Below are 22269 nucleotides of genomic sequence, written 5' to 3'. Positions count from 1 at the left end.
TGTTCCTTACCAGCGCGCAGCAGACCCTATTCTGCAAACGTATGCATACATTCACGTAACATTAAAGCCGTTTTCGGCCTGTTTTTCAGAAAACAGGCCGAAAACGGCTTCCACTTCCAGAAGAATGACTTACAGCCCTAGGCCTGCAGGCAGCTGGACTGCCGTTTCACCAATTCAATGGGGGTGGTCAAGGAAATAAGATTCCGGCCTGGGCTTACTTTATCCATGATCAGGTCTAGCATCAGGATAGCCGCCTGCTCCCCCATTTCATATGGGAACTGCTCAACCGAGGTAATGGAGGGCTCTATGATCTCGGCCCTGGGGTCATTGGAATACCCTACAATCTTCAGCTGCGACGGAATGGCAATCCCCAACTGCTTGGCGTGCTGCATCACCCCAATGGCCGTGGTATCATTTCCCGCAAAAACACCGTCTGGCCGTACAGGCAGGGCAAAAACGGCCTCACTCGCTTTGATCGCATTTTCTTTGCTTAACTCCTGAAAATGCACCAGGGCCGGGTCCAGAGGCACATCAAATTCGGCCAGGGCATCTTGGTAGCCGGCATACCTGTGGCGGTAAATACTACAGGTAAGAGGCCCGCTAATATGGGCAATACGCCTGCAGCCCTGCTCCAGCAGATGCTTCGTAGACAAATATCCCCCCTGGTAGTCATCTCCCAACACTTTGTGGGCCGGGTGGCTCTTGGGCACCCGGTCATAAAACACCAGCGGAATGTTAGCCCTCTGGAAAATATCAAAATGGGAGAAGTCTGTGGTGTAAAGCGTAGTAGAGACAATCAATCCTGCAATACGGGAACTGAACAACTCATTGACCAGCTCCTTTTCTATCTCAGGGGAGTCATTAGACTGGCAGACCATGAGGTTATACCCGTGCTCGTGCAACTTGTTCTGGATAGCCGTAATCACCGTTGACTGAAAGTACATAGAGATCCTGGGCACCAAAAGACCTACCATTTTAGACTTGCTGTTCCGCAGGCTGGCCGCCACCGCATTGTGCCGGTAGTCAGACTTCTCCACCAGCTCCTTCACCCGGTCTTTTGTCTGCTGGCTAATGTGGGGGTGGTTGTTTAATGCACGGGAAACGGTGGAATGGGACAACCCCAGCTCAACGGCAATATCTTTGATGGTATAGGACAGCTTCTTCATTTAATCACGCATGCACACGTTTGCAAAGAAAGCAATTTCTCTCAATTAAATACATCTCCACCCTAAAGAAGGTTCTCCACCTGCTCATTCTCCTGCAAAATGCTTGGCGCCACCTTCCCCTAAGGCAAAGAAAAACAGCAACAAGCTTGTCAGTTGACCCTTCAGCAGCTAAAAGCCACTTTGACAGACATAAAAAAACCCTGAACCATTTCTGATTCAGGGCTTCCAGGTAGCGGGAACAGGACTAATACTTTGTATAACCCATGCTACTCCAGTTTACAATCCTGCCTCAGACACCAGATAAAGCCTTTTTTGTGTAAATCCTGTTAGGGCTGTTTTACCCAATTGTTTTACCCATGTTTTACTTTGCCGTACACCACCTCGGCGGCGGCGTCAAACTCCTCCTGGCGCATGGAGTCCATGTAATTCCTCTCGGTGGTCCTGATGGATTCGTGCCCCATCAGCTCCTTCACCTTGTAAAGGTCGCCCAGCTCCTGGTTGGCGTGGTTGCCGAAGGTCTTGCGCGCCACATGGGTGGAGATGTTGGCCCCTATCCCGGCCAGCTTCGCCAGGTCCTTCAGGTTGCGGTTGATGAGCGCCGTGCAGCTCTCTATCCGCTCCAGAAGCTGGGCCAGCGGCAGCTTCGCGTCTTCATGGGAAAGGAAGGGGAACACATACCCATGCGGTGTGCTTTGCGGGTAAAGCTCCAGTATTTTGTCAATCTCGGCGTTTCGCCTTACCCGCATGCGCTTCCCGTTCCCCAGCTGGCCGTCTGACCCCTTGCGCATGGTGTACTCCACATGGGTGTCTTTCACCCCGTCCCACTTCAGCTCCAGCACATCGCCTATGCGGGCCCCGAAGAGCAGGTACTGCATGTGGAACACCTTCTGGGCGTTGCGCATCACCCTCTGGTCTTCCTTCGTCTCCACCGCCAGAAACGCCTCCAGCTGCTCCCTGTCCAAAGTGACCTTCTTCTTCCCCCTGCCCTTCACCTGCATGGGGAACGGGTTCTGGGCGTACGGCAGGTCGCCCCGCTTCATGGCCAGCTTGGCAATGCCGGAGAACACCTGCAGCTCCTTGTTGATGGTCTCGGGGGCGTTGGGGCGCTTCATGGTCTGCAGGTGCGTGACATAGTCCAGCATGTAGTCATGGGTGAGCCTTGACATGGGGAGCCTGCCGCCCGCGTACTCGTGCAGCTTGTCATACATGGAGCTGCGCCGGCGGGCGGTCCTGCTCTGCCCCGCCTTCTCCAGACGCTCAATCTCCCGCTTGAACAGCTGCAGGAAGCACGCCTCCGGTTCCTCTGGCTCCTCCTGCAGCCTGCGGTACAGGTCGGTCAGCTGCCTGGGCTCCACGTAGACGGCCTGCAACTTTTTCTTCAGGTCCACAAACAGGGTGATCAGCTCCTCGGCGCTCAGGTGCTCGGTGATGAGGGCCAGGGCGATAAAGCCCCCCACGTCCAGGTCCAGCCGGTGGTTGTACTGGCCATGGTTGCCGTTGCCGGTCTTGATCCAGTTCTTCTTCTCGTAGGTGGCTGCCTTGTTCCAGTGGGATTTGGCGATGTAGACGCCCGTGGTGTGGTACTTCGGGGTCCGGTCCTTGGTGATGCGGATCAGGACGGAATGGGTGCCGTCGGCCTTTGGCTTGGCCTTCAGTGTGACTTTTACAGTGGCTGGCATAATCTTACTCTCTCATAAAAAGGCAAACCCCACGCAAAGGGTGGGGTTTGGAGAGTAAAAGCCCTAATGAATCTGATAATCTATTTCTGTCTTGATACTGTATAATTCTAGCTCATGACACACCCTGCCTCTAACAACAGCAGGGTGAATCCCTATTTCATTAGCAAAGTCCACAATGCTTATATCGAAGCTGTTTAGAGTTTTGGTAACTGCCAGGCAAAGGCTACCGGATAAGGTATTTCATATTCCAGTGGTTTCTGTTTTCGGGCTGTTTTCTGAAAAACAGCCCGAAAACAGAAATTAAATTCTCTGCAAAACATCTTTCTATCTAAACTCTAAACAGCTTCATCATCAAGAATGTGGCTCGTTTCTTTAAAGCGCAAATATGCCGCTCTTTCTATGAGGTAGTTCTGAGCGAATAAATCTGCCTCTCTTTCTTCTTTGCTTTCTTTTTCGTCACTGGTCAAGTCAATAAATTCCGCTTCATTATTGTTAACCAAATGCATATAAACATGCCCTAACTCATGAAATAGAGTAAAGGCAAAATTATCGATTCTTTTATGCCTCAAGGTCATTCCAATAGCTGGACTTCCCTCACTCCAGAACGATATACCATCGACAGGGGTCTTAGGTGGATTCTCAAGATATACAAGTTTGATACCGGCATCAGCTAGAATAAGCCTAACATTCTCTTTAAGGTTACTGTTTTTTTGGATTGCATTCCGCAATCTCTTCATCACAGAATCTTGTTGAGTATGATTAAAGGCTGGCACGGCTACCTCTTTAGCCATGTATTCGGCCATTTTTACCCACCCCACCAAATTAACTTGATCCACCTGTAATTTTACAGATTGCCTAAATCTATAGGCTGGTTTGGAAAATACAGAAGCCAAGCCCTCAAGTGAGCTTACTCCATAAATCTCTTTTACCTTAGGAATATCAAATAATGGGTCTCCTGATAGGCGACCGAGCTTTTTTAAGAACTGAAAAGGTACATTACCCTTTACCAATCTATTGAAGACTTCAATTGCGGTTTGTCTTTCCTGTACTTTCTCATCAACTCTAGCCTTGTCTAACTCATATTGAAGTTGAAGATTCAGCCATATTTCAGGTTCCATTTTCAAGGCTTCTCCTATCAGGATAGACAGTTCAGCATTTATACCTCTCTTACCTTTAATAATCTCATTAAGCTGAGACTTATTCATTCCTATAAGCGCAGCAAACTCCTGCTGGGTCATTTCTCTAGCCGCTAATTCATCAGCTAGATACTCTCCGGCATGGATAGCAATTGCAGGGGTTAAATCTTTTATGTTCATTTTAGTATTGCTATTGATAGTGCTTACTGAGTTCTTCAATTTTGACGATTCTCACTATATGAGGAGGTTCTTCTTCTGGAACTTCTGTAAAAAGTATCCGGTATTGCTTATTTACATATACTGTACTGAGCCCATCTAATTTACCACCAAGCTTATGGTAATTCAAGGTATAAAATTGAGTCAGCTGCTCAACCCGAGATACTGATTGCATGAGTTTTACAGTCTTGATAAACTGTTTAACCAATTGTGGATTTGATTGGTATTCTTTGTTCTTGATCTTTTTCCCCTCATAGAGTGAGCACAGCTCATCATCATTAAATATTATCTCCATTGGTAACGCAAATGTATACAATAATGTTCACAAAAATGTGAACAACTTATAAAATTTATTAACACTTTTTTGTAGAAAACACCAAAACCACCTCATTAACAACCATTTAAGACAGAAACCTAAAAACACAGTTATCCACACTGATGTCAAGATACCTATATTAAACAATACTTAGCTAATAAGACATGAAGTAGACATCACCTCCAGGGAAAGGACGCTCTGTGTAAGGCTTATGTTTTCCTGCATCAAACTCCTTTACTGTTACAAGCTCTTGGAATCGCATGAAAGCGTTATCAAGTTCTTGCGGAGTTTCATATTGGTAAACAACAGTATGGTAGTTGTCCCCAGATGTACGGTAATAGATACTGAGTTTTAATTCTCCCTTCTCATCAGAAGCGACAAAACGCATGATATCTGCAGCATTGACAAGATGCGTATTAGGCGAGGAGGTTGACGATGGGAGTTTTATGAAGTTGGCCATGATTTTTCTTTTAAATATATGAGTTTCAAAGAAAATAAAAAGCCCCACCCAAATTGGGCGGGGCGAGCGAGTGGCATTTCTTGTTTAATATTAAGCAGCTTTACTGGTAACCAACTCTTTTACTCTTCTTACACATTCATCCAGGTTGCTGTTTACTTCTTTGTTCCAGAATCGAATCACTTTCCAGCCTAGCGACTCCAGAAAAGCTGTTTTGCGTGCATCTTGTTCTTTAATTGCCAAAGCATGATGGGAGCCGCCATCAACTTCTATAGCAATCTTAAGTTCTTCATTCGCAATATCAATTTTAAAACAAGTAGGTAAACCAGCTTGCCTTTTACCAGTATTAACCGCAACCTCCATGGGCCAGTTGAGTGCGGCAGCAAGAACTTTCTGAGGTTCGGTGAGATGCCCGTTACCTTTATGAACTGGCGGCTTCCAGCCTATTTCCTTAAGCTTCGCTTTCATTTTAGCTTTTGCTTCTGGATTGTGCATCGGGTTCTTTTTCCTCATTCGCTCTGACGCATACTTACGATTAGTTTCTGCCATAACTTTAGAGCTTTTTTGTTTAATAAACTCTTTCTTACAAATCTCAGAACAATAAGCTCTTCCTTTTCTTGCGTATTGCAATTCTAAAGATGTGGAGGCTATTACCGTAGTCCCACACGTAACACATGGCAGAGTTATTGTCTTTTTTTTGCTAGCTTTTATTTCTGAAAGCCTAGATTCCTGACATTTCTTAGAGCAGAATATGCTATAATTCACTGGTTGGAATTCACTATTACAAACTTTGCATATTCTTTTTTTAGGTAATTCTGTATACTTTGGCATAAGACCTCCTTATCTCCTGTTTCTTTCAACTTTCCAAGGCTCGTCTCTCTCTCCAGTATATTTACACACAGTAGTCCACTCACGCGCACCCACCCTGATATAAGGTGTTCCACCTTTTAGAATCTCCTCCTTTTCGCCAGTAACTTTATCTACAACAAATGTGGTGTCAGTGAAAGCAACTACACTGCTGTCAGACGTGAGAAATTCCCTGATTGCAGCGGCTTCTTCTGCATTGAAGAAACCTGCCTCGTCACAAACTAATCTCAATCTTCGCGTCTCTAGGGATTTAGTAATTATTTCAAATTCGTAAACAACTTCTTTAGGTGAGCGGTAGGGCTTCAACATCCGCAGCGGGATTCCGGCGAAGTTCACGGGCTCATTTTCCTGTCCGTCCAGAATATGCGGAAACTCCTGCTCCTCGGTGACGTTAACAGGTCTAACTGAATCGGGATTGGTGGCTGGTTTTAGGAAGTAATTTTTCATAACTTTGAGTTCTTGATAGTTGAACAATTGTTTGACTTTTGGGGAGTAGTGGCTGCTACTCCCCCTTTTATTCTAAGCGTTTTTGATTTCCTTCAGAGTCTCCAGCATGGCCAGCGCCTGCTCCTCATTCCATGTGTGGCGTTGGAGCAGCACGGCGGCCCTGATCTGGTAGTTTAGTTTGCCAGCGTCCTTCAACTCACGGAACAGATACCACACCTGCTCATGGGCACCCACGGGTTTCTCCGGTGAGTAGCCGTAGAGGGAGAGGTTGGTGATCAGGACGGTGGCTTCCTTTTTCACCACTTCTTTGTCTGTAGAAGTGGCGGTGAATACTTTTTTACCGTTAGCGTAGATCTTGGCGGTGTGTTTCTTTACCCCGTTAGTCTTAATGGTATCGTACCAGATAGTGAACTTTGTGGAGATAGTGGCTACTGTTTCCATGTGCGTGTATTTATTGTATTGTTTTTCTTTACTAACGATACAAATGTAATACAAGTTTTATACAATCAAAATTTTTTGATATTATTTTTAAATCTTTTTTGTAGTGTTATTGTATAAGATTAATACATTTGCTCTACAAACACCTTATCAATAATCCAAATGGCAAAAACAGAAAAGACTCTGCTCAATTTTCAACTAGAAGTTGAACTGCGCGACAAGGGTAAAGCATTAGCAGAGAAAAGAGGAATAAGCTTAGCAGGTCTATTGCGTCAACTGTTAATAAAGGAATTAGAATCCGAAGAAAAGAAGTAGTAATCCAACCCACAGCCATCTCAAGGCCGCAACACTAGCGGCTTTTTTTGTGCGAGTAAAATTTTACTATATTGTTTTATCTAAAAAAAAAGGACATGCCAAAAACTAGATTAGAGTATTCCCAAATGCAAGGTTCTTTCCATTTTGACGATACCGCTAAACAAAAGAACAGAGATACAAATACTTATTATACTATAAGTGAAGGTGTTGAGTGGGATCTTTCAAGAAACTTTATAGAAGCCATGTTTAAAAAGTATCCATCTCTTAAGAATGGTGCTCTTTCATGGACAAAACACCCATCTGTTGAAGACATAAAGAAAGAGTTTGGTTTGTTTATGCTTGATAATCAATCACCTATAGAAGACAGAATCACAGTTGGTAGGCTTAGAGAAGAGCTTTCTCTTTTTTCAGATGATTGCGAAATAATTTTTTCAGATGGCGGACTGTATTTTCAGAGGGCAAAGCGCAGAGGCGACAACCTTGTTCAAATAGAATTCTCTCAGAATGTATATAGAGACAAAGAAGGAAAATTTAATTTTGAAGGATAGTTAACAATTCAGAATAACAAAGTTAAAACAAGCCTTCCTTCCCGTTTTTGACGTACTTTTTGAAAAACAGGCCGAAAATGAAGAAGTTTATCATATTCCTACTGCTGGTGTTGCCGCTGGAGGTGTTCGCCCAAAAGTACGAGTACAGGGGAATCAAGAACTTTCCCGTGAACGCTGAAACCGGCAAGGTATCCTATGATAGTGTGGTGGTGGCAGAGGGTAGAACTGCAGAGCAGCTGTACAACGCCGCCAAGGAGTGGCTGGCCCGTTCCTACGGTGATGCTAAGGAGGCGATCCAGGTGGACCAGCCTAATGAAAAGATTGTAGGAAAGGGTATATTAAAAGATACTGACAGGACATATTTGTCCTATAATTTTAAAATGGAGTTTAAGGCAGGAAGGTACCGGTATGAGGTGACAGATTTTGCGTACGCTAGTACCGGACTCACACTTGAGGAAGATACAAAATCAACCAAAGGTAATTACAAATTCTATGACAGAGGATATGCAGCACTGAATAGGAACATCTTTCAGATAGCACTTGCTTTCACAGAAATAGGTAAAGCCGTTCCAACAAAAGATTGGTAAAACAAAAGCCCCACCTACTGGCGGGGCTTTTTCTATTATTTAAGAAGCTGGCCAAAATCCATGTCCGCCTGTTCCTCTTTCGCCATTTGGGTTAGCTGCCAAGCCCCGGCCCTGTCAATCGGCGGCTTTGCAGCTATGTGCGCATTAGAGGTGGCTATCTCTGCCAGATAACCTTCAATACGCTCCAGCGTGGCGTTAGGAACCATGGTGTATCCTTCTTGCGCAGCAGGGAGAGGTGCGGAGTTGTTTGCCGCAACTCCGCCGTTTTCTGGAATAGAACCGCCTTCGGCGAAACGGCGCAGCTGGTGGGCGGGGATGGCGACGAACCGCATGCTGCGGCCCAAATCATTTATTTTTTTTATTTCTGCTCTATTCAAAGCCGAAGCACGCTTATTGACAATTTCTTCTCCCCCCTCCATTTCATATCTCGCTACGCTGCCTTTGACGGAAAAAGGTACACCGCCCATTGCGTGGCTTGGGCCTTTTACCGTACCGCCTTCCTCGAATTTCTCAGCCAATGCCTTGCTTTGGATCACGGCGGCACCCACAGCGGCCACACCAGCGGCAATGGCAAAAATATTGGCTGGCGGTGCTAGGCTAGCCCCCGCCTTGGTGGCTTCAAGCGCGGCATTGACTGCCAGCACGGCATTGTAAATAGACATTGCCGTAGAGTTAGCCTGAGTGAGCAGGGCTTGCTTCTCCTCAAGGTTTTGCCGCTTCTGCAAAGCCGCTTCCTTTTGTTTGTCAATCTTCAGCTGCTCCTTGGCATTCTTGTCCTTTTCCTTTTGCAGGGCAGCCTCTGCTGACTTCTCGCGGGCTAGAGATTTTAATACCGCCTCCCTGCGGGCACCTTTGGAGCTTGCCGCCTGCTCCTCCAGCTCCTCAATTCGTTCCCGCTTCTCGCTCAGCTCCTCATCCAACTCCGACGCCCGCTCCCTGGTCTCTTCCATGCGGGTGTTTAGAGTCTCAATGTAGGAATCCAGGCGGCTGAATGCATCGGTGAAAAGGTTGTTGGCGATTGAGGTGGCGGCCTCGGCCAGATACCCCATGGATTCGTTGATCGATTGCTTGACTTTACTAAGATCCCGATCTTTAACCCCAAAGAATTTCGTCAGCACCTTGTCCCATATTGAACCTTTCCCTGCCAAACTATCCTGCAGCATCTTTATCTCCAGATCAATCTTCTGGATTGCTTTGGTAGTGGCAGTTCCCATCTCATGCATTTTCTTCTTCTTCTCCTCCAACAATAGGATTGTCTGACGGGTAATGTCAGTTTCCGAGCTGCCGTTTAAACGCATCCTGTCTAGTGCATCCTCCATTGCAGAGTCGTAGTCGCTCAGATATTTATCGTTGCTGGCTTTCCGTTTTTCCATTGCAGCGCGGCCCTGCTCCACCCATACATCCAGAATAGCCTTTTCCTTCTCGTTGATTTGGTTTTTGATGGATATATACTCAGAACCATAGGCTTTGCCTTGTTGTACCAGCTCCTGCTGCATATCAAGGAGGTTGTTGATTTCCACCCGCAGCAGGGCGGCGGCATCGGCACCCATCAGCTTGGCCATCTCGTAGCGTTGCTTGCGCTGCTCTTCCCGCTGGGCGGCTTCCTGCTCAAAGGCTTTGCCTTGGGCGTCACGCATCTTCTGGTAGTTATCTTCCGCCAGCTTACGGGCTTTCTCTGTGGCCTCCTTCTGTTTCTCCAACTCCCGTTTCCTGGCATCGGCCGCCTCCTTGTCGGCTTTTGCCTGGTCGTCGGCCATCTGCTTGTCATGCTGGAACTTCAGCGCCCGCGCCTCGCTGTTCTTGTCTTTCAGCTGCTTCTGGTAGTCGTCGGCGTTCTTGTCCAGCAGTTTCATCTCGTCGGCCAGCTGCTGCTGCTTCAGCGCGTAGGTGGAGCGCCCTGCGGCTTCCTCCTCTTTGATCAGGCGGGCGCGGGCATCCACCCGGCTCTGCAGCATCTTCTTCTCGGCCTCCTCCGCCTTCTTCACCGCCGCGGTGGCGGCGTCGTCCACAAACCCGAAGGTAAGGAAGCTGGCCACGTCCCGGAGCTTGTCACCCACGGCGTCTATCAATTTCCCTATGCCCGGGAAGCTGTTGGACACATAGTCCTTAAACCGCCCCACGGCCCCCGTCACCTTGTCCCAGTTGGCGGCGAGGCTGCCCAGCAGCACGACAAACGCTAGGATACCGGTGGAGGTGAGGGCCGCCCTGGTGGCGGTGCCGAACAGCTTGGCCTTCACCCCCGCCACGGTCCAGCTGTTGCCCATGCCGGTGACGGCGACAAACTGCGCCTTGGCCCCCGCCAGCATGGCCTTCAGCGCGGACTGCGTCTCTGAGTTGAGCGCCTTGTGGATGGCTTCAATTGCAGACATAACTGTCATTAGCTGGAGCATCTTCTTTTCAACCTGCTCTGCGGACCCCTGAGAGGCTAAACCCCAGTTCTCGGCCGCTACGGTGGCGATACCGAAGGCGCCCACCAGGCCGTTGCCGAAGTCCAGCCACGCCGCCGCCCGCTGCTTGGGGTCCAGCGCATCCACGGCGTCCTCCAGCTCCTTGATCTGGCCTTTCTTCTTCCCAAGCTCCAGGATGGCGTCAGCCTGCTCCTTAGTACCGTTGACCGTTTTCTCCAGCGCCTGTTCCAGCTGTTCCACCTCCGCCCGCAATGCCCCCAAGGTGCCGGGTTTGAGCACCTCTGCAGGGGGCTGGTTGTTTATCTGGGCTTTGATCTCAGAGATACGGGCAAGCGTTTCCTCATACTTCTCAGAACCCACCACCAGCCCATCAAGGGACGCCTCTAGCTGCTTGGCCTCGTTTTTCAGCGCCCCGAGGGTGCCGGGTTCCAGCGCCTTGAGAGAATTATCAAACGCCTCTGTCTGTTTCGTAAGCGCTTCTATTTCCCTGGCAACAGCAGCCATCTGGGCTTTAAGCGCTTTCTCCAGGGGAACCCCGGTACCTTTGACCGCCTCCATCTGCTGTTCAAGGGCCTGCAACTTCTTGTACGCGTCCTCCAGCTGCTGCTGGGCTTCATCCATTTGGATCTCAATCGTGTAAACCTTGGTCTGTGCCATATTGCCTCTGGTTATGAGGTATGAACTTAGGGTAGTTAATAGGACAAAAGGAAGTTAAATAGTTGGCTTTTTTTTCTGAAGGGATTCCTCAATCTGATCTTCTATATCAGACACTGCTTGAGTTTGCATGTGTATCAGGGAAGTTGCGAACAGTACCATTTCAGAAGTCATGTTGTGCACATACTTTTTTGGCACATGTGATTCCTTCTCAGCAGGTGGGAAAGTAACAATTAAGAACTGGTCATGAGTCAGGAGAGCTCTTAATGCTTTAAGGCGCCGGATGAACATAATAAGCCAAAACCGAATATTGTAATAAGTTCTCATATGGAAAGGTGTTAAGATTGATTTAGCTCAAGATTGCGAACCTTGATAAGAATGTCTTAAAAAAGGCACTTAACATTCGTCTGATGCCTCCCGCGCTACTATCCCGGCACCCGCTGCTACTCCTGCGCCAAGAAACGCTACGCCGAGGCCAACCCCGTCAAGTACGCCTACCAGGTACTGCGGAACAACGCCAGGCGGCGCGGCAAACCCTTTGAGCTTACAATGGAGGAGTTCACCAAGTTCTGCTACGAGACCGACGTGCTGCACGGCAGGGGCCGCACCGCCACCTCCTACCACATTGACCGCATCGACGACACCAAAGGCTACACCCTTGACAACATCCAGGTGCTGACCAATGCGGAGAACATCGGCAAGGAGAACCGCCGCCGCAAGGTGATCGCCTACGACCACAACCTGAAGTTCGGATTCATGCTGGAGCCGAAACCGACACAACAATTAGACACGCCCTTTTAGATGAACGATATGAGCTCTGTTTCCCTGTACCCAAATATTGCCACCGTCACCGACGGGCACAACTACGACATCACCCAGGTGCTGGAAGGGATACGCACGGGCAAGTGGAAGAAGGAAACCGAAGTGGTTCGCGCCCAGGAAACCGAGACCGAAAAGCGCAGATATAAAAAACTGCTCCCGTACATCACTGTTTCCGGTACCTTTTCCAAACGGTGTGAGGCTGGCCTTATCCAGCACTCAGGACTGATATGCCTTGATATTGATGGAGACAAGAACCCAGGGGTTGACTTATTAGGGAAGCGGGAGGAAATAGCGGCGGACGTCTTTACCTATGTCATGTTCGTGAGCACCGGCGGGAACGGGCTGGCTGTCATATGCAAGACCCCAACCGACAACCATGATGCCAGATTCCGGGGATTGGTAAGGCATTACGAAAGGGAGTACGGAATAAACATTGACAGTCTGCCCGACGTCTCTCGCCCGCGCTTCGTCAGCTACGACCCCAACCTGTATCTGAACACCGAGAGCGAGGTGTTCACCGAGAAGTACGTGCCCGAGAAGAAAGCTCACACCCCGGTTTCCTACCCCGCCCCCACCACGCCCGCCAGCTTCGGCCACGCTGCCCTGCACACCGCCGTACGGAAGGTGCTGGAGGCTGTGGACGGCACCAAGCACAAAACGCTCAACACCATGGCGTTCCTGTGCGGCGGCTACGTGGCCACCGGCCTGCTCTCTGAACAGGAGGTGATCGACGCGCTGGAAGGCGCCATCGGCTCCCGCGGCAACGTGGAGTCCATGAAGGAGGCACAGCGCACCATCCGCGTGGCTGTGCGCGACGGACAGAAGAAACCCATACTGCCCGAGCCCCTGGAGTACGCCGCCCGCACCGGCCGCCGCCACGGCGACACCCAGGAGGTGGTGGTCTCCCGAATCGTGGCCAGCAACGGCGGCAACACCGCCGCCATCGCCCAGGCCGTGCAGGAGATCTACCTGGAGAAGGAGCACAAGATTGAGGCCTTCTGGAGCGTGGACTATGACGAGAAGAAGGATACCTACAAGCTTATGCTCTCCCGCGTTAAGTACACCGCCTTCCTGGAGGAGGCCGGTTTCCGGAAGTATAGAGTAGGTGAAGGCTGTATTTTCGTACAGGTAGCAAACAACGTTGTGAAAAGGGTTGTTCGTGACCAAATCAAAGACTATGTAATAGGTTACCTTAATGCTCTTCCCTTTGAGTTTGACAATATTTTCCGAAGCCAGTTAATTGACCAAATACAGCGGGAACACCGACAGTTTTTTGAAGAAGGTATACTTGAATTTCTTAAAGAACTACCTGACAACTTCCTCCGAGATACAAAATTGAAATCGTATTTCTTTTTTACTAACGGCTATGTAGAAGTAAGCAAGGATACTACAGTCCTTTTAGAATATAATTCACTTCCAGGCCTTATCTGGGAAAAGCAGATAGTGCCACGCGAGCTCTCCCTCATGGATGCCGACGAGGTAAACGATGAGTGCGACTTCTACCGGTTCCTGTTCAACATTTCCGGAGAAAACCCGGACCGCCTAGCCACCCTGTTAACCGCCGTCGGTTACCTCCTACATGGGTATAAGGCCCCGGCCAACCCGAAGGTGATCTGCCTGGTGGACGAGGCCATCAGCGACACACCCAGCGGCGGCACGGGCAAGAGCCTGGTGTTTGAGGCCATCGGGCACATGCGGGAGATGGTGCGCCTGGACGGCAAGAATATAGACTTTAAACAACAATTCGCCCTGCAGGAGATATCGGAGTCGACCCGCGTGGTGTTCTTCGACGACTGGGACGGCAAGCGTCTTTCGTTTGAACGTCTCTTTGTGATGGCAACGGGTGAAATGAAGATAGATAAGAAATTTGTTGGTGTATCTGCAATCCCCTATGCCCGCTCCCCCAAGATAGGCCTAGCCACCAATGACATGGTAGGCGGTGAAGGGGATAGCAATGCGCGCCGCAAGTTCGAGGTGGAGGTGGCCCCTTACTATTCCAAAGAACTATCGCCGGCCGAGGACTTCGGCCACGAGTTCTTTAATGACTGGAACGAGGCAGAGTGGAACCTGTTCGACAACCTTATGCTGGGCTGCTGCAAGCTGTTCCTAAAGGTAGGGCTCAAGGCCGCCGCGCCCATCAACCTCCAACGGCGCAAGCTGCTGCAGGCCACGAACCCTGAGTTCGCCGAGTTCTGCGACGGGCTCACCCGCGACTTCCCGCACCGGAAGGATTTGGCCTATGACGAGTTTATCCAGACGTTCGGCTTTGACTCCAAACAGCTGACTCAAATCAAGTTTAGTAAGTGGCTCAAGACCTACGCCAGCCTTACCGGATTAGAGTATTCTGACTGGCAAAATCAAAGCGCTGGAGCAGATTTCAAGAAGTATTTTTTCACCCTAAATAACTTAAGAACTTAAGATTCCCCTAATATCTTTTTACCCTTATTTATTTTATACTTTTCCTATACACTATATATAAATAAAGTACAATATAAATAGTATAGGGTATATTATAGAGTAAACTTAAGTTCTTAAGTTTTAGAAATAGATTTTTCACTTTAACCAATTATTTACACATGAGACATTTAGTAGTAGAAGTACAGGAAATTGCCAAAGACCTTAGACAGGATCAGCCGGAATTGACCTTAGTTGAATCTCTGCAAATTGCTGCCACCATTCAACAAAACAGAGTCCTGGAAAGAGCCTTCTGTTTGAGCAGCGAAAATATCCCCGTCGCCCTCGAAGCAATAGCGATCCAGCTCGGTTCCAAAGGAACCTACTAACCTAACCCACCACCCGCTTACCCATTTCAATAATCCACCTTACCGCTTATGGAATCCACCACCCGCATCTCAGAGGCCCGCCTGCAGTCCTGCTGCGTGATCTGGTTCAAGAACACCCACCGCCAACACGCGGACCTGCTCTACCAGATCAAAAACGACGGCAGGAAACATGCCATCTCCGCCTCCTCCGACAAGGCCCTGGGCCTCACCCCCGGGATCCCCGACACCTTCATGGCCATCCCCCGAGGCCCCTGGCACGGCCTCTACGTCGAGTTCAAACGCCCCGGCGAAAAACTGTCCGACGCCCAGAGGAAGGTGATCCCCCAGCTCCAGGCCCAGGGCTACCGCGTGGAGGTGGTCACCACCGAGGAGCAGTTCCGCATGCTGGTCTATGAGTACCTCGCACATGGAACCGCGTGAGGAGCTTCTGGCGCTGGCGGAACGGTACCGGAAAAGCAAAACCCGTCGACTGGCCGCCATCTTCACCGACACCCCCAGCCCCTTTAAGGGAGCAGTAGCCGAGAGCCTGGGGGTTGACCGGTCCGCCGCCTACAAGTACCCGCACCAGATCAGGAAACGGGAACTGGAACAGCAGGAGCTCCGCCAGAAGATCGCCTCACTCCGCCGACCAAACCTTGCCGCCTAATAATCCGCTGAACCCTTACGACAATGCAGCTAAACCTATTCGCCCAGCAGCCCCCGCCGCTGCACCTGAAGCTCTCCCGTACCGCCAGAAAGCGCAGGGACTTCACCACCGCCGACCGGCGCTTCATCATGGCAAACTACACCCACGGGTGGATGCGCGCCAAGGAGGTGGCGCAGAAACTTGAAAGGACCTACGACTCTGTGCGCGTGTTCATTGAACGGAACCCCGAGCTCCAGAAACACCCCAGACCCGCCAAACAGGCGGCATAATTGACGCAGAAACGATTTCGTGTAACAATAAAATCTAATGGTTTTTTAATACGCCTATGGGAGCAGCAACCGCACCTTTCATCCATCCAGAGCAGCAAAAGTATCACCTGAACATTTGGAGTTGGGTATCAACAGACCAAAAAAGAATACCCAGAAAATTAAAGAAACGTCTAAAGAAACAAAGCCATGAAAACGCCAGAACAAATCTTATTACCCTTTTATAACCAATCCCACAATGGATTTCAGGAGTGGATAGAATGGGATGATGCAGTAAGAGCAATTAAAGAGGACAGAGAGCAGCGTTCTGCCAAAGCAGAGGATATAGTTGCCAAAATCCAGAAAGTGATTTCCTACCATGTTCCTTCAACAGTAAAAGGAGAGCATAATGCCAAAAATGCCATTGAAGATATTATAAAAATCTTAAATGGTGGCGAATCAACTGACCAAGAAGAATATAGGGACTACTACGAAGTTATGCGTGATACTTGGGCGCAATCTTTCGGATGTTGGCTTATGGGTAACAAGAACAGTGAAAAATACGCCAAAAACCCAGAGGAAAACATTAGTGACATTTGGCGTGATTATCAGGATTTCAAAGAAGAAATGGTTAAGTGTGGCAAAAATATCTAATGATTTTAAAGCACAACGCCTTTTTTAATGGTATCGGCGGATTTTGCCTAGCCGCAAAGCAAGAAGGCATAGAGACAGTGGCCACCGTTGAAATTGATGAGTGGTGCAATAAACAATCTAAAAGACATTTTCCGGATGCAATACAGTTCACAGACATCAACACAGTTACCTCTCTTCCCTTTGCCGACATCTGGAGTGGTGGGTTCCCCTGCCAAGATGCAAGTAATGCCAGGACACACAGCTCAGGAGGAAAGCACACCGGCCACGGAGTTGACGGCGCAAGAACCGGGCTCTGGTGGTCCTGGCTTGAGCTTATCAAAACCCACCGGCCGCAAATCATTGTCGGAGAAAACGTCACCGCTATCAGAAGCAAAGGACTTGACAAAATTCTTCAAAGCCTTGCCGAAATCGGGTACGATGCGGAATGGTGTGATCTGTCAGCCTCTGAGTTTGGTGCACCACACAGCCGTGCGCGTACGTGGGTTGTGGCTTACCCCCATGGCTTCGGACGGGGAGAAGAGAGCATCATTTTCAGCCAAATCGTTGGCAGGCCGATTCCACAAGCACCCGAATGGGAACCTAGCAGAGCAATATGCAGCACTTACCGGAAAAAGACTTTGCCCGAGGCTTACGGAATACATGATGGGTTACCCAGAAAACTGGACAAAGGTGGCCTAGACCCTGAGATTAAGGCATATGGCAATGCAATTGCGCCTCCTGTTGCAAGAGCCATATTTAGAGCTATAAAGGAGGTGTTACTATAAAATCTAATGATAAACTAAAACACAAAGCCATGAAAATTACAATAGAAGTAAGTGTTGAGAATTTTAAAGATGAGGATGTAGAGCAAGAGTTTACCCGTGTAAGAACAGAAGCTCCTCATACACCAGCTAGTGACTATCCACGCACAAGGTCAGACAAAACTTATAAATCCAGACAAGAGGCTGTGGCCGCTTTGACAGATTTCTTAGCCAAGCAGTTACTATAAAACCTAAAGGTTAAGCCAGTAACGCATACGCTTTATACGCACCAGAACAAATCTAAGTGCCTTTTCCGCAACCCTGCGGGAAAGGCTTTTTAGTTTCGGGTATTATGGCAGCACCTGAAGGAAACCAGTTTTGGAAGCAACGCGCAACACATGGAAGAGATATGCTTTTCGCATCCCCAATACTTCTATGGGAGTCGGCGTGTGAGTATTTTGAGTGGTGCGACAACAACCCCTGGTTTAAAAAAGACTGGGTTGGTAAGGATGCTAACGAGGTAGACCGCCCTAATGCCCGCCCCTACACGATGAGCGGACTCTGCCTGTTTCTGGACTGCAGCGAGTCATACTTTAGGGTGTTTAAATCTAATCCACCCAAAAAAGCCTCCGAAGATTTTTTAACGGTCATTACGCGCATAGAGCAAACCATCTACACCCAGAAGTTTGAGGGCGCAGTAGTTGGTGCGTTCAACGCCAACATCATTTCTCGCGACCTCGGGTTGGTGGATAAAAAAGAGGTGTCTGACCCGAGCGCCACCCCTGACCTCACGAAGCTCTCTGATGAGGAGCTGGATCTTTATATCACCCTAAAGGAGAAAACGAAGCGTGGCTAGGGAGGCAACCTTGGATGAGCTGAAGGGCGAACGCTGCAAGCGCCGCTTCTACTTCTTCTTCCTGGAGTTCTGGGAAACCATAGAGGCCGTGGAGCTGGTGCCCAACTGGCACATTGAGGCGGTGTGTGATGAGCTGCAGGAGGTGTACGAGATCTGGAAGCGGGGCGAGAGCCAGCCGGACATGCTTATCAACATCCCCCCGGGCTCCTCCAAGTCAACCATGGTGACGCAGCTCTTCCCTGCCTGGCTATGGGTGAACGAGCCCAGTATACGGGTGATCTCCAACAGCTATTCCTCCACTCTGTCCGTGGGGCATGCGGTCAAGACCCGCGACTGCCTGAAGTCTGACAAGTTCCAGCGGTACTACCCTGGACTTATTGAGTTCAAGCATGACAGTGACGGCAAGAGCGCCTTCAAGAACACCAGGAAGGGCGAGCGTTTTACCACCAGCACCGGCGGTACGGTGACGGGGGTACACGGTGACTTCATCATAGATGACGACCCCCTGAACCCTGAGATGGCAGAGAGTGAGGTGGAGCGGAACACCGCCAACCGCCACGCCTCCAGAACGCTCTCAACCAGAAAGACCAACCGCAACAGGACGGTGACAATCCGGGTGATGCAGCGCCTGCATGAGGACGACCCCGCCGGGCGCATGCTCAAGAAGAAGCGCAAGCCCCGGCACATCTGCCTGCCCGGTGAACTTACACCCAATGCGGTGGTGAAGCCGGAGCGCCTACGTGAGAAATATGTGGACGGGCTGCTGGACGCAAACCGTCTGGACCGTGAGGCGCTGGCCATCCTTGCCGAAGACCTTGGGAGCTACGGCTATGCCGGACAGGTGCAGCAGAGCCCTAGCCCCGAAGGCGGGGGGCAGTTGAAGAAGTCCTGGTTCAAGAAGATTACCTGGCCTGAGTTCCTGGAGAAGACAAAGGGCATGCAGCTGGATTGGCAGTTTGACGCTGACACGGCTTTCACAGAAGACCAGAAGAACGACCCTAGCGCATTCATGTCATCGGTGTATATCCCGCCATTGCTCTATATCAGGAATGTGGCTGAGGAGTGGCTGGAGTTTCCGCAGCTAAAGAAGCGCCTCCCTGAGTTCTGCCTACAGAACGGGTATGGGCCGAGGAGCAAGGTTCATGTGGAGCCCAAGGCCACGGGCAAGCCCATCGTGCAGGAATTGCGCAGCATACGTGAATTGAATTTTGTGGAGGCACCTAACCCGGAGAAATCAAAGCGGGTGCGGGTAAACGGTATTGCCCCCTTCTGCGAGGCCGGGCGTGTAGTGCTGATTGACGGTGCATGGAATGATATGTTCCTGGACCAGTGCGCCGGGTTCCCCATGGCCACCCATGATGACATGGTAGACGACCTGGTGCAGGCTGTCAACAGGGCCAACGGCAAGAAGAAGTCCTTTGGCTACGCATAATCAAACCCAAATCAATAATCCAATGGCAAAACACACACTTACACCAGAGATGGACCACGCCTTGAAGCAGTTCGCCGAGCGGCTGCCAGAACCGGAGCAGCAGAAGCCAGGAGTAGTACAGGCACCGCGAACCGGTGCGGAGATACTGGCCGAAAACCCCGAGATCAGAGATAAAGACGGAAAGCCGCTGAACCCTGAGAAGCATTACTACCTGGCCGAAACACACACCCGCATCAACCACCTGCGCCGGCTGCGCAAAGCCTTCCGGAAGGGCGGCAAGGACGCGGTGGTGGAGTACCTGCGCCCCTATGAGAAATTCCTTCACACACCTGAGACGGAGGCAGCGCAATGAAAACCCTCACCCTCACCGATGCCGACGGCACACAAGTGCAAGGCCGCATCCCCACCGGCTGGCACGCCGTCACTCTCGCCACCTATCTGGACTATCACGCCGCCCTGAAGGGCAAACCCGAAGGCATGGAGGCACTGGTGGCGGTCTCCTGCCTCTGCGATCTGCCCACAGACATACTGAGGGAAGATGTCTCTCTGGTACCCGCCCTGATGGGGTACATGCCGTTCCTGGCCCAGCTGCCTGAAGCCTCCCCCCTGCCTTACTTCTCCCATGAGGGGCAGCTGTACGAGCACGTTGGCAACCTGGAGAAGGTCAGCGCGGGGCAGCTGGAGGCGCTGCTCACCTTTCTGCAGGAGGCAGAGGGTAACCCCATCGCCGCCGCCCCGCTGCTGCTGGCAGTGCTCTACCGCCAGCAGGGGACTGAACAGGACTCCACCACGGTGGCCGCCGCCTCTGAGGTGTTCCGCAGCCTGCCCATGTCCACCGCCTGGGGGGCGCTTGCTTTTTTTTTGACCAGCTCGACCAGGCTAGCCGAGCGCATCCGTCAGTATTCAGATCTGCGCGCCGAGGCGGTGGGGACAGTGGAGAAGATGATGCGGCAGACAGCAGCGGCGCCACCTTCACCGACCTCCTCTTCACGTACTGCGAGGTGGCTAAGGTTGAGATATTTGAGATCCGTCCGCGTAACGCTGGCGAGGTTCTAGAGGCAATGGACCGCAGGTTTAAAAATATTTCCAAGCAAAGGGCGTAACAGAACGCCCTTTCTGCATTACCCTACCATGGAAACACCCCAATCACTGACCGCGGTTACTGGCTACCTGCGGAGCTTGGCCGAGCGGTACGAGCCGCTGGCCTCGTTCGGTTACGGCTTTGAGGAGGAGCAGGGTAGCGGCGGGAACACCGCCTATCCGCACCTGTTCCTGGAGGCGGAGATGGAGGTGACAGAACCCAACCCCGGGCTGGACGGGTACAACGTCGCCCTGCTGTTTCTGGATAAGCCGCAGCAGCAGGGCACCCAGCCCGGCACCGCTGCCGAACTTCACATCAGCAGCAGCACCAAACAGATCGCCGACGAGGTGCTGGAAATTCTGCGGATGGAACAGCAGCTGCTCAGTATCAAGGTGGGGTCGCGTCTCTCCCTCTCCCAGTTCGGGCCAGACAGCGCATACGGCTGGCGCGTGGAGGTGTATTTCGAGATTCCCAAAGCCATAGACCGCGCCGCCATCCGGCAGCGCTTAACTCCGCTACAGTAATGCAGGAACAGGAATTACAGAACCTATTAAACTCCACCTTCAGGGATGAAGGCACAGATGCGCATAACCTCAAAGGGCCTACCAAGGCCGCGGAGGCGCGCACCTTCTTCTCCGGGATTATCAGCTGGGCAAAGGTCAGCTTTGCTACCATCGCGGCACTAGGAGGCAAGGAGAACACTGGCGTGGCGCAACAGTTGATCAACGAGCTGAAAGGAGATGTCCCTATAGCCGGCAACACGCTGGCCAAACTTCACGCCACCCTCTCAACCCTGAGCGCAACCAGCGCCGCGGAACAGGAGAAGGTGGCAGCCATACAGGTGTTGCTCTACAGCAACGACCTGACACTGGACACGGTGCAGGAGATCGTTGCCTACATAAAGGCCAATAAGAGCCTGATTGACTCTGTCACCACCAACAAACTGGACAAGAGCATCTATGATGCGTTCCTGCAGCAGTACGCACAGGACCTGGCGGGGAAGGAACCGGCACTTCCCGCCCCCACTACCTCGGGCTGGGCGCTGTTCTGGAACGGCGTAGCCAAGGTGTGGGCCCCGGTCACCGCCACGGCCACTGGTGGTACAGGGGCCGTTCAGGTCGCCTCTGTAAACGGCACTAGCGAAGGCAACCCCAACCTGATCATGGACGCGGTGAACAAGCTGCTCACCCTTGGGGTTGGCTGGAAGTTTAAGATCAACAGTACCGTAAGCCGCATCACCGCCTTGCCCGGGAAGACGATGGAATTTATCTTCTCTGACGGGCTGGCGGTGGCGGCGGTGTTCAAGTCTGTAACGGGGAAAGTTTTCCTGTTCTTCAGGACTTCCGGGGACCAGGCCGTGATTGTGGGCGAGGCCTTTGACCACAATGCCAATATCGGAATGACCTCCAAAAAACGGATGGGGGCAGTTGCCACCGCCTCTGCCACGAAAACCTATTTTAAGATACCGGACGGGAGCGCAGACATTCAGATGAACATCGCTAACAACGGCAACAACATCACGGGCCGCATGGTGTTTATCGGCCGCAGCGAAACGCAGTACATAAAGGTGATCATGGAGGTTTCCGCCTTCAAGACGGGAGGGGTGATCACCGTGGACAACCAGGTGGCCCGCACTACCTCGCTGGGTTCCTCCATTACTGCCACCTGCGGCATTGAAGCCACCGGGGACAACATGGGCATTAAGGTGTTTGTGACGCCGGGTGTGGCCTCTGCCCTGGACTGGACATTGTACAACGACTACTTAGATATCTAGCC

28 protein-coding genes are annotated in these 22269 nt (G+C 50.8%); 18 read left to right on the top strand and 10 right to left on the bottom strand.

Annotated elements, in window-relative coordinates:
• Positions 1-137: 137 nt before the first annotated feature.
• From FHS90_RS03885 to FHS90_RS03850, 8 genes are all read right to left on the bottom strand, one after another.
• On the bottom strand, positions 138-1166 hold the full coding sequence (locus FHS90_RS03885) for a LacI family DNA-binding transcriptional regulator (RefSeq protein ID WP_182511889.1): 1029 nt from the start codon (positions 1164-1166) through the stop codon (positions 138-140).
• A gap of 350 nt (positions 1167-1516) precedes the next feature.
• Positions 1517-2845, bottom strand: coding sequence for a site-specific integrase (locus FHS90_RS03880; protein WP_182511887.1), 1329 nt, complete (start codon positions 2843-2845; stop codon positions 1517-1519).
• Between the two features lie 335 nt (positions 2846-3180).
• Positions 3181-4161 (bottom strand): HigA family addiction module antitoxin, encoded by a 981-nt coding sequence (locus tag FHS90_RS03875; protein WP_182511885.1) that lies wholly within the window; start codon positions 4159-4161, stop codon positions 3181-3183.
• 10 nt (positions 4162-4171) lie between these two features.
• A complete protein-coding gene (locus FHS90_RS03870; RefSeq protein WP_182511883.1) occupies positions 4172-4492 on the bottom strand; it encodes a type II toxin-antitoxin system RelE/ParE family toxin in 321 nt (106 codons plus the stop codon).
• Positions 4493-4667: 175 nt separating this feature from the next.
• A complete protein-coding gene (locus FHS90_RS03865) occupies positions 4668-4973 on the bottom strand; it encodes a hypothetical protein (protein ID WP_182511881.1) in 306 nt (101 codons plus the stop codon).
• Between the two features lie 90 nt (positions 4974-5063).
• Positions 5064-5801: an endonuclease domain-containing protein gene (locus FHS90_RS03860; protein WP_182511879.1), complete on the bottom strand. Its 738-nt coding sequence runs from the start codon at positions 5799-5801 to the stop codon at positions 5064-5066.
• Between the two features lie 9 nt (positions 5802-5810).
• Positions 5811-6284: a hypothetical protein gene (locus FHS90_RS03855; RefSeq protein ID WP_182511877.1), complete on the bottom strand. Its 474-nt coding sequence runs from the start codon at positions 6282-6284 to the stop codon at positions 5811-5813.
• Between the two features lie 72 nt (positions 6285-6356).
• Positions 6357-6725, bottom strand: a complete 369-nt coding sequence (locus FHS90_RS03850) for a hypothetical protein (RefSeq protein WP_182511876.1) — start codon at positions 6723-6725, stop codon at positions 6357-6359.
• Positions 6726-6884: 159 nt separating this feature from the next.
• Here FHS90_RS03850 and FHS90_RS03845 point away from each other — a divergent pair, with 159 nt between their 5' ends.
• The 3 genes from FHS90_RS03845 to FHS90_RS03835 all read left to right on the top strand — a co-directional run bounded on the left by FHS90_RS03845 (position 6885) and on the right by FHS90_RS03835 (position 8172).
• Positions 6885-7037, top strand: coding sequence for a hypothetical protein (locus tag FHS90_RS03845; protein ID WP_182511874.1), 153 nt, complete (start codon positions 6885-6887; stop codon positions 7035-7037).
• Between the two features lie 95 nt (positions 7038-7132).
• On the top strand, positions 7133-7585 hold the full coding sequence (locus FHS90_RS03840) for a hypothetical protein (RefSeq protein ID WP_182511872.1): 453 nt from the start codon (positions 7133-7135) through the stop codon (positions 7583-7585).
• Between the two features lie 77 nt (positions 7586-7662).
• Positions 7663-8172 carry a DUF4468 domain-containing protein gene (locus tag FHS90_RS03835; RefSeq protein WP_182511870.1) on the top strand — a complete coding sequence of 170 codons (510 nt, stop codon included), beginning with the start codon at positions 7663-7665 and terminating at the stop codon, positions 8170-8172.
• Positions 8173-8207: 35 nt separating this feature from the next.
• On the opposite strand, the gene FHS90_RS03830 is transcribed toward FHS90_RS03835, so the two are convergent.
• Together FHS90_RS03830 and FHS90_RS03825 are read right to left on the bottom strand one after the other, a co-directional pair.
• On the bottom strand, positions 8208-11237 hold the full coding sequence (locus tag FHS90_RS03830; protein WP_182511868.1) for a coiled-coil domain-containing protein: 3030 nt from the start codon (positions 11235-11237) through the stop codon (positions 8208-8210).
• Between the two features lie 54 nt (positions 11238-11291).
• Positions 11292-11561, bottom strand: coding sequence for a hypothetical protein (locus FHS90_RS03825; protein ID WP_182511866.1), 270 nt, complete (start codon positions 11559-11561; stop codon positions 11292-11294).
• Between the two features lie 222 nt (positions 11562-11783).
• Between FHS90_RS03825 and FHS90_RS03820 the strand changes: the two genes are divergently transcribed.
• The 15 genes from FHS90_RS03820 (at position 11784) to FHS90_RS03750 (ending at position 22267) form a co-directional block, all read left to right on the top strand.
• Positions 11784-12035, top strand: coding sequence for a hypothetical protein (locus FHS90_RS03820; RefSeq protein WP_182511864.1), 252 nt, complete (start codon positions 11784-11786; stop codon positions 12033-12035).
• Positions 12036-12044: 9 nt separating this feature from the next.
• Positions 12045-14474, top strand: a complete 2430-nt coding sequence (locus tag FHS90_RS03815) for a BT4734/BF3469 family protein (RefSeq protein WP_182511863.1) — start codon at positions 12045-12047, stop codon at positions 14472-14474.
• A 158-nt stretch (positions 14475-14632) separates the two neighbouring features.
• Complete coding sequence (locus FHS90_RS03810) at positions 14633-14839, top strand: hypothetical protein (protein ID WP_182511862.1); 207 nt, start codon at positions 14633-14635, stop codon at positions 14837-14839.
• A 48-nt stretch (positions 14840-14887) separates the two neighbouring features.
• Positions 14888-15259 carry a VRR-NUC domain-containing protein gene (locus tag FHS90_RS03805; protein WP_182511860.1) on the top strand — a complete coding sequence of 124 codons (372 nt, stop codon included), beginning with the start codon at positions 14888-14890 and terminating at the stop codon, positions 15257-15259.
• Positions 15246-15485 carry a hypothetical protein gene (locus FHS90_RS03800; RefSeq protein ID WP_182511858.1) on the top strand — a complete coding sequence of 80 codons (240 nt, stop codon included), beginning with the start codon at positions 15246-15248 and terminating at the stop codon, positions 15483-15485. The genes FHS90_RS03805 and FHS90_RS03800 overlap by 14 nt, the downstream gene beginning before the upstream one ends.
• Before the next feature lie 23 nt (positions 15486-15508).
• A complete protein-coding gene (locus FHS90_RS03795) occupies positions 15509-15754 on the top strand; it encodes a hypothetical protein (protein ID WP_182511856.1) in 246 nt (81 codons plus the stop codon).
• Positions 15755-15940: 186 nt separating this feature from the next.
• On the top strand, positions 15941-16384 hold the full coding sequence (locus FHS90_RS03790; RefSeq protein WP_182511854.1) for a hypothetical protein: 444 nt from the start codon (positions 15941-15943) through the stop codon (positions 16382-16384).
• Positions 16384-17148 (top strand): DNA cytosine methyltransferase, encoded by a 765-nt coding sequence (locus FHS90_RS03785; protein ID WP_182511852.1) that lies wholly within the window; start codon positions 16384-16386, stop codon positions 17146-17148. Before FHS90_RS03790 ends, FHS90_RS03785 begins: the two co-directional genes overlap by 1 nt.
• Before the next feature lie 29 nt (positions 17149-17177).
• Complete coding sequence (locus FHS90_RS03780) at positions 17178-17372, top strand: hypothetical protein (protein WP_182511849.1); 195 nt, start codon at positions 17178-17180, stop codon at positions 17370-17372.
• A gap of 161 nt (positions 17373-17533) precedes the next feature.
• Positions 17534-17980, top strand: a complete 447-nt coding sequence (locus FHS90_RS03775; RefSeq protein ID WP_220482972.1) for a DNA-packaging protein — start codon at positions 17534-17536, stop codon at positions 17978-17980.
• A gap of 10 nt (positions 17981-17990) precedes the next feature.
• Positions 17991-19412, top strand: coding sequence for a phage terminase large subunit family protein (locus FHS90_RS03770; RefSeq protein WP_182511845.1), 1422 nt, complete (start codon positions 17991-17993; stop codon positions 19410-19412).
• Positions 19413-19434: 22 nt separating this feature from the next.
• Complete coding sequence (locus FHS90_RS03765; RefSeq protein ID WP_182511843.1) at positions 19435-19764, top strand: hypothetical protein; 330 nt, start codon at positions 19435-19437, stop codon at positions 19762-19764.
• On the top strand, positions 19761-20468 hold the full coding sequence (locus tag FHS90_RS03760) for a hypothetical protein (RefSeq protein ID WP_182511840.1): 708 nt from the start codon (positions 19761-19763) through the stop codon (positions 20466-20468). Before FHS90_RS03765 ends, FHS90_RS03760 begins: the two co-directional genes overlap by 4 nt.
• Positions 20469-20543: 75 nt before the next feature.
• The gene (locus FHS90_RS03755) at positions 20544-21017 is read left to right on the top strand and encodes a hypothetical protein (RefSeq protein WP_182511838.1); all 474 of its coding nucleotides are present in this window, start codon (positions 20544-20546) and stop codon (positions 21015-21017) included.
• Positions 21017-22267 (top strand): hypothetical protein, encoded by a 1251-nt coding sequence (locus FHS90_RS03750; RefSeq protein ID WP_182511836.1) that lies wholly within the window; start codon positions 21017-21019, stop codon positions 22265-22267. The genes FHS90_RS03755 and FHS90_RS03750 overlap by 1 nt, the downstream gene beginning before the upstream one ends.
• Positions 22268-22269 lie beyond the last annotated feature (2 nt).

The sequence above is a fragment of the Rufibacter ruber genome, assembly GCF_014138425.1.
Lineage (GTDB): Bacteria > Bacteroidota > Bacteroidia > Cytophagales > Hymenobacteraceae > Nibribacter > Nibribacter ruber_C.
Note: the sequence above shows the minus strand (reverse complement) of the source record. Positions and strands in the feature narration are given on the sequence as shown.

Bases quoted from the DNA above. Each gene is read 5' to 3' on its own strand.
- FHS90_RS03885 (WP_182511889.1), bottom strand. From the start codon at position 1,166: ATGAAGAAGCTGTCCTATACCATCAAAGATATTGCCGTTGAGCTGGGG.
- FHS90_RS03880 (WP_182511887.1), bottom strand. From the start codon at position 2,845: ATGCCAGCCACTGTAAAAGTCACACTGAAGGCCAAGCCAAAGGCCGAC.
- FHS90_RS03875 (WP_182511885.1), bottom strand. From the start codon at position 4,161: ATGAACATAAAAGATTTAACCCCTGCAATTGCTATCCATGCCGGAGAG.
- FHS90_RS03870 (WP_182511883.1), bottom strand. From the start codon at position 4,492: ATGGAGATAATATTTAATGATGATGAGCTGTGCTCACTCTATGAGGGG.
- FHS90_RS03865 (WP_182511881.1), bottom strand. From the start codon at position 4,973: ATGGCCAACTTCATAAAACTCCCATCGTCAACCTCCTCGCCTAATACG.
- FHS90_RS03860 (WP_182511879.1), bottom strand. From the start codon at position 5,801: ATGCCAAAGTATACAGAATTACCTAAAAAAAGAATATGCAAAGTTTGT.
- FHS90_RS03855 (WP_182511877.1), bottom strand. From the start codon at position 6,284: ATGAAAAATTACTTCCTAAAACCAGCCACCAATCCCGATTCAGTTAGA.
- FHS90_RS03850 (WP_182511876.1), bottom strand. From the start codon at position 6,725: ATGGAAACAGTAGCCACTATCTCCACAAAGTTCACTATCTGGTACGAT.
- FHS90_RS03845 (WP_182511874.1), top strand. From the start codon at position 6,885: ATGGCAAAAACAGAAAAGACTCTGCTCAATTTTCAACTAGAAGTTGAA.
- FHS90_RS03840 (WP_182511872.1), top strand. From the start codon at position 7,133: ATGCCAAAAACTAGATTAGAGTATTCCCAAATGCAAGGTTCTTTCCAT.
- FHS90_RS03835 (WP_182511870.1), top strand. From the start codon at position 7,663: ATGAAGAAGTTTATCATATTCCTACTGCTGGTGTTGCCGCTGGAGGTG.
- FHS90_RS03830 (WP_182511868.1), bottom strand. From the start codon at position 11,237: ATGGCACAGACCAAGGTTTACACGATTGAGATCCAAATGGATGAAGCC.
- FHS90_RS03825 (WP_182511866.1), bottom strand. From the start codon at position 11,561: ATGAGAACTTATTACAATATTCGGTTTTGGCTTATTATGTTCATCCGG.
- FHS90_RS03820 (WP_182511864.1), top strand. From the start codon at position 11,784: ATGGAGGAGTTCACCAAGTTCTGCTACGAGACCGACGTGCTGCACGGC.
- FHS90_RS03815 (WP_182511863.1), top strand. From the start codon at position 12,045: ATGAGCTCTGTTTCCCTGTACCCAAATATTGCCACCGTCACCGACGGG.
- FHS90_RS03810 (WP_182511862.1), top strand. From the start codon at position 14,633: ATGAGACATTTAGTAGTAGAAGTACAGGAAATTGCCAAAGACCTTAGA.
- FHS90_RS03805 (WP_182511860.1), top strand. From the start codon at position 14,888: ATGGAATCCACCACCCGCATCTCAGAGGCCCGCCTGCAGTCCTGCTGC.
- FHS90_RS03800 (WP_182511858.1), top strand. From the start codon at position 15,246: ATGGAACCGCGTGAGGAGCTTCTGGCGCTGGCGGAACGGTACCGGAAA.
- FHS90_RS03795 (WP_182511856.1), top strand. From the start codon at position 15,509: ATGCAGCTAAACCTATTCGCCCAGCAGCCCCCGCCGCTGCACCTGAAG.
- FHS90_RS03790 (WP_182511854.1), top strand. From the start codon at position 15,941: ATGAAAACGCCAGAACAAATCTTATTACCCTTTTATAACCAATCCCAC.
- FHS90_RS03785 (WP_182511852.1), top strand. From the start codon at position 16,384: ATGATTTTAAAGCACAACGCCTTTTTTAATGGTATCGGCGGATTTTGC.
- FHS90_RS03780 (WP_182511849.1), top strand. From the start codon at position 17,178: ATGAAAATTACAATAGAAGTAAGTGTTGAGAATTTTAAAGATGAGGAT.
- FHS90_RS03775 (WP_220482972.1), top strand. From the start codon at position 17,534: ATGCTTTTCGCATCCCCAATACTTCTATGGGAGTCGGCGTGTGAGTAT.
- FHS90_RS03765 (WP_182511843.1), top strand. From the start codon at position 19,435: ATGGCAAAACACACACTTACACCAGAGATGGACCACGCCTTGAAGCAG.
- FHS90_RS03760 (WP_182511840.1), top strand. From the start codon at position 19,761: ATGAAAACCCTCACCCTCACCGATGCCGACGGCACACAAGTGCAAGGC.
- FHS90_RS03755 (WP_182511838.1), top strand. From the start codon at position 20,544: ATGGAAACACCCCAATCACTGACCGCGGTTACTGGCTACCTGCGGAGC.
- FHS90_RS03750 (WP_182511836.1), top strand. From the start codon at position 21,017: ATGCAGGAACAGGAATTACAGAACCTATTAAACTCCACCTTCAGGGAT.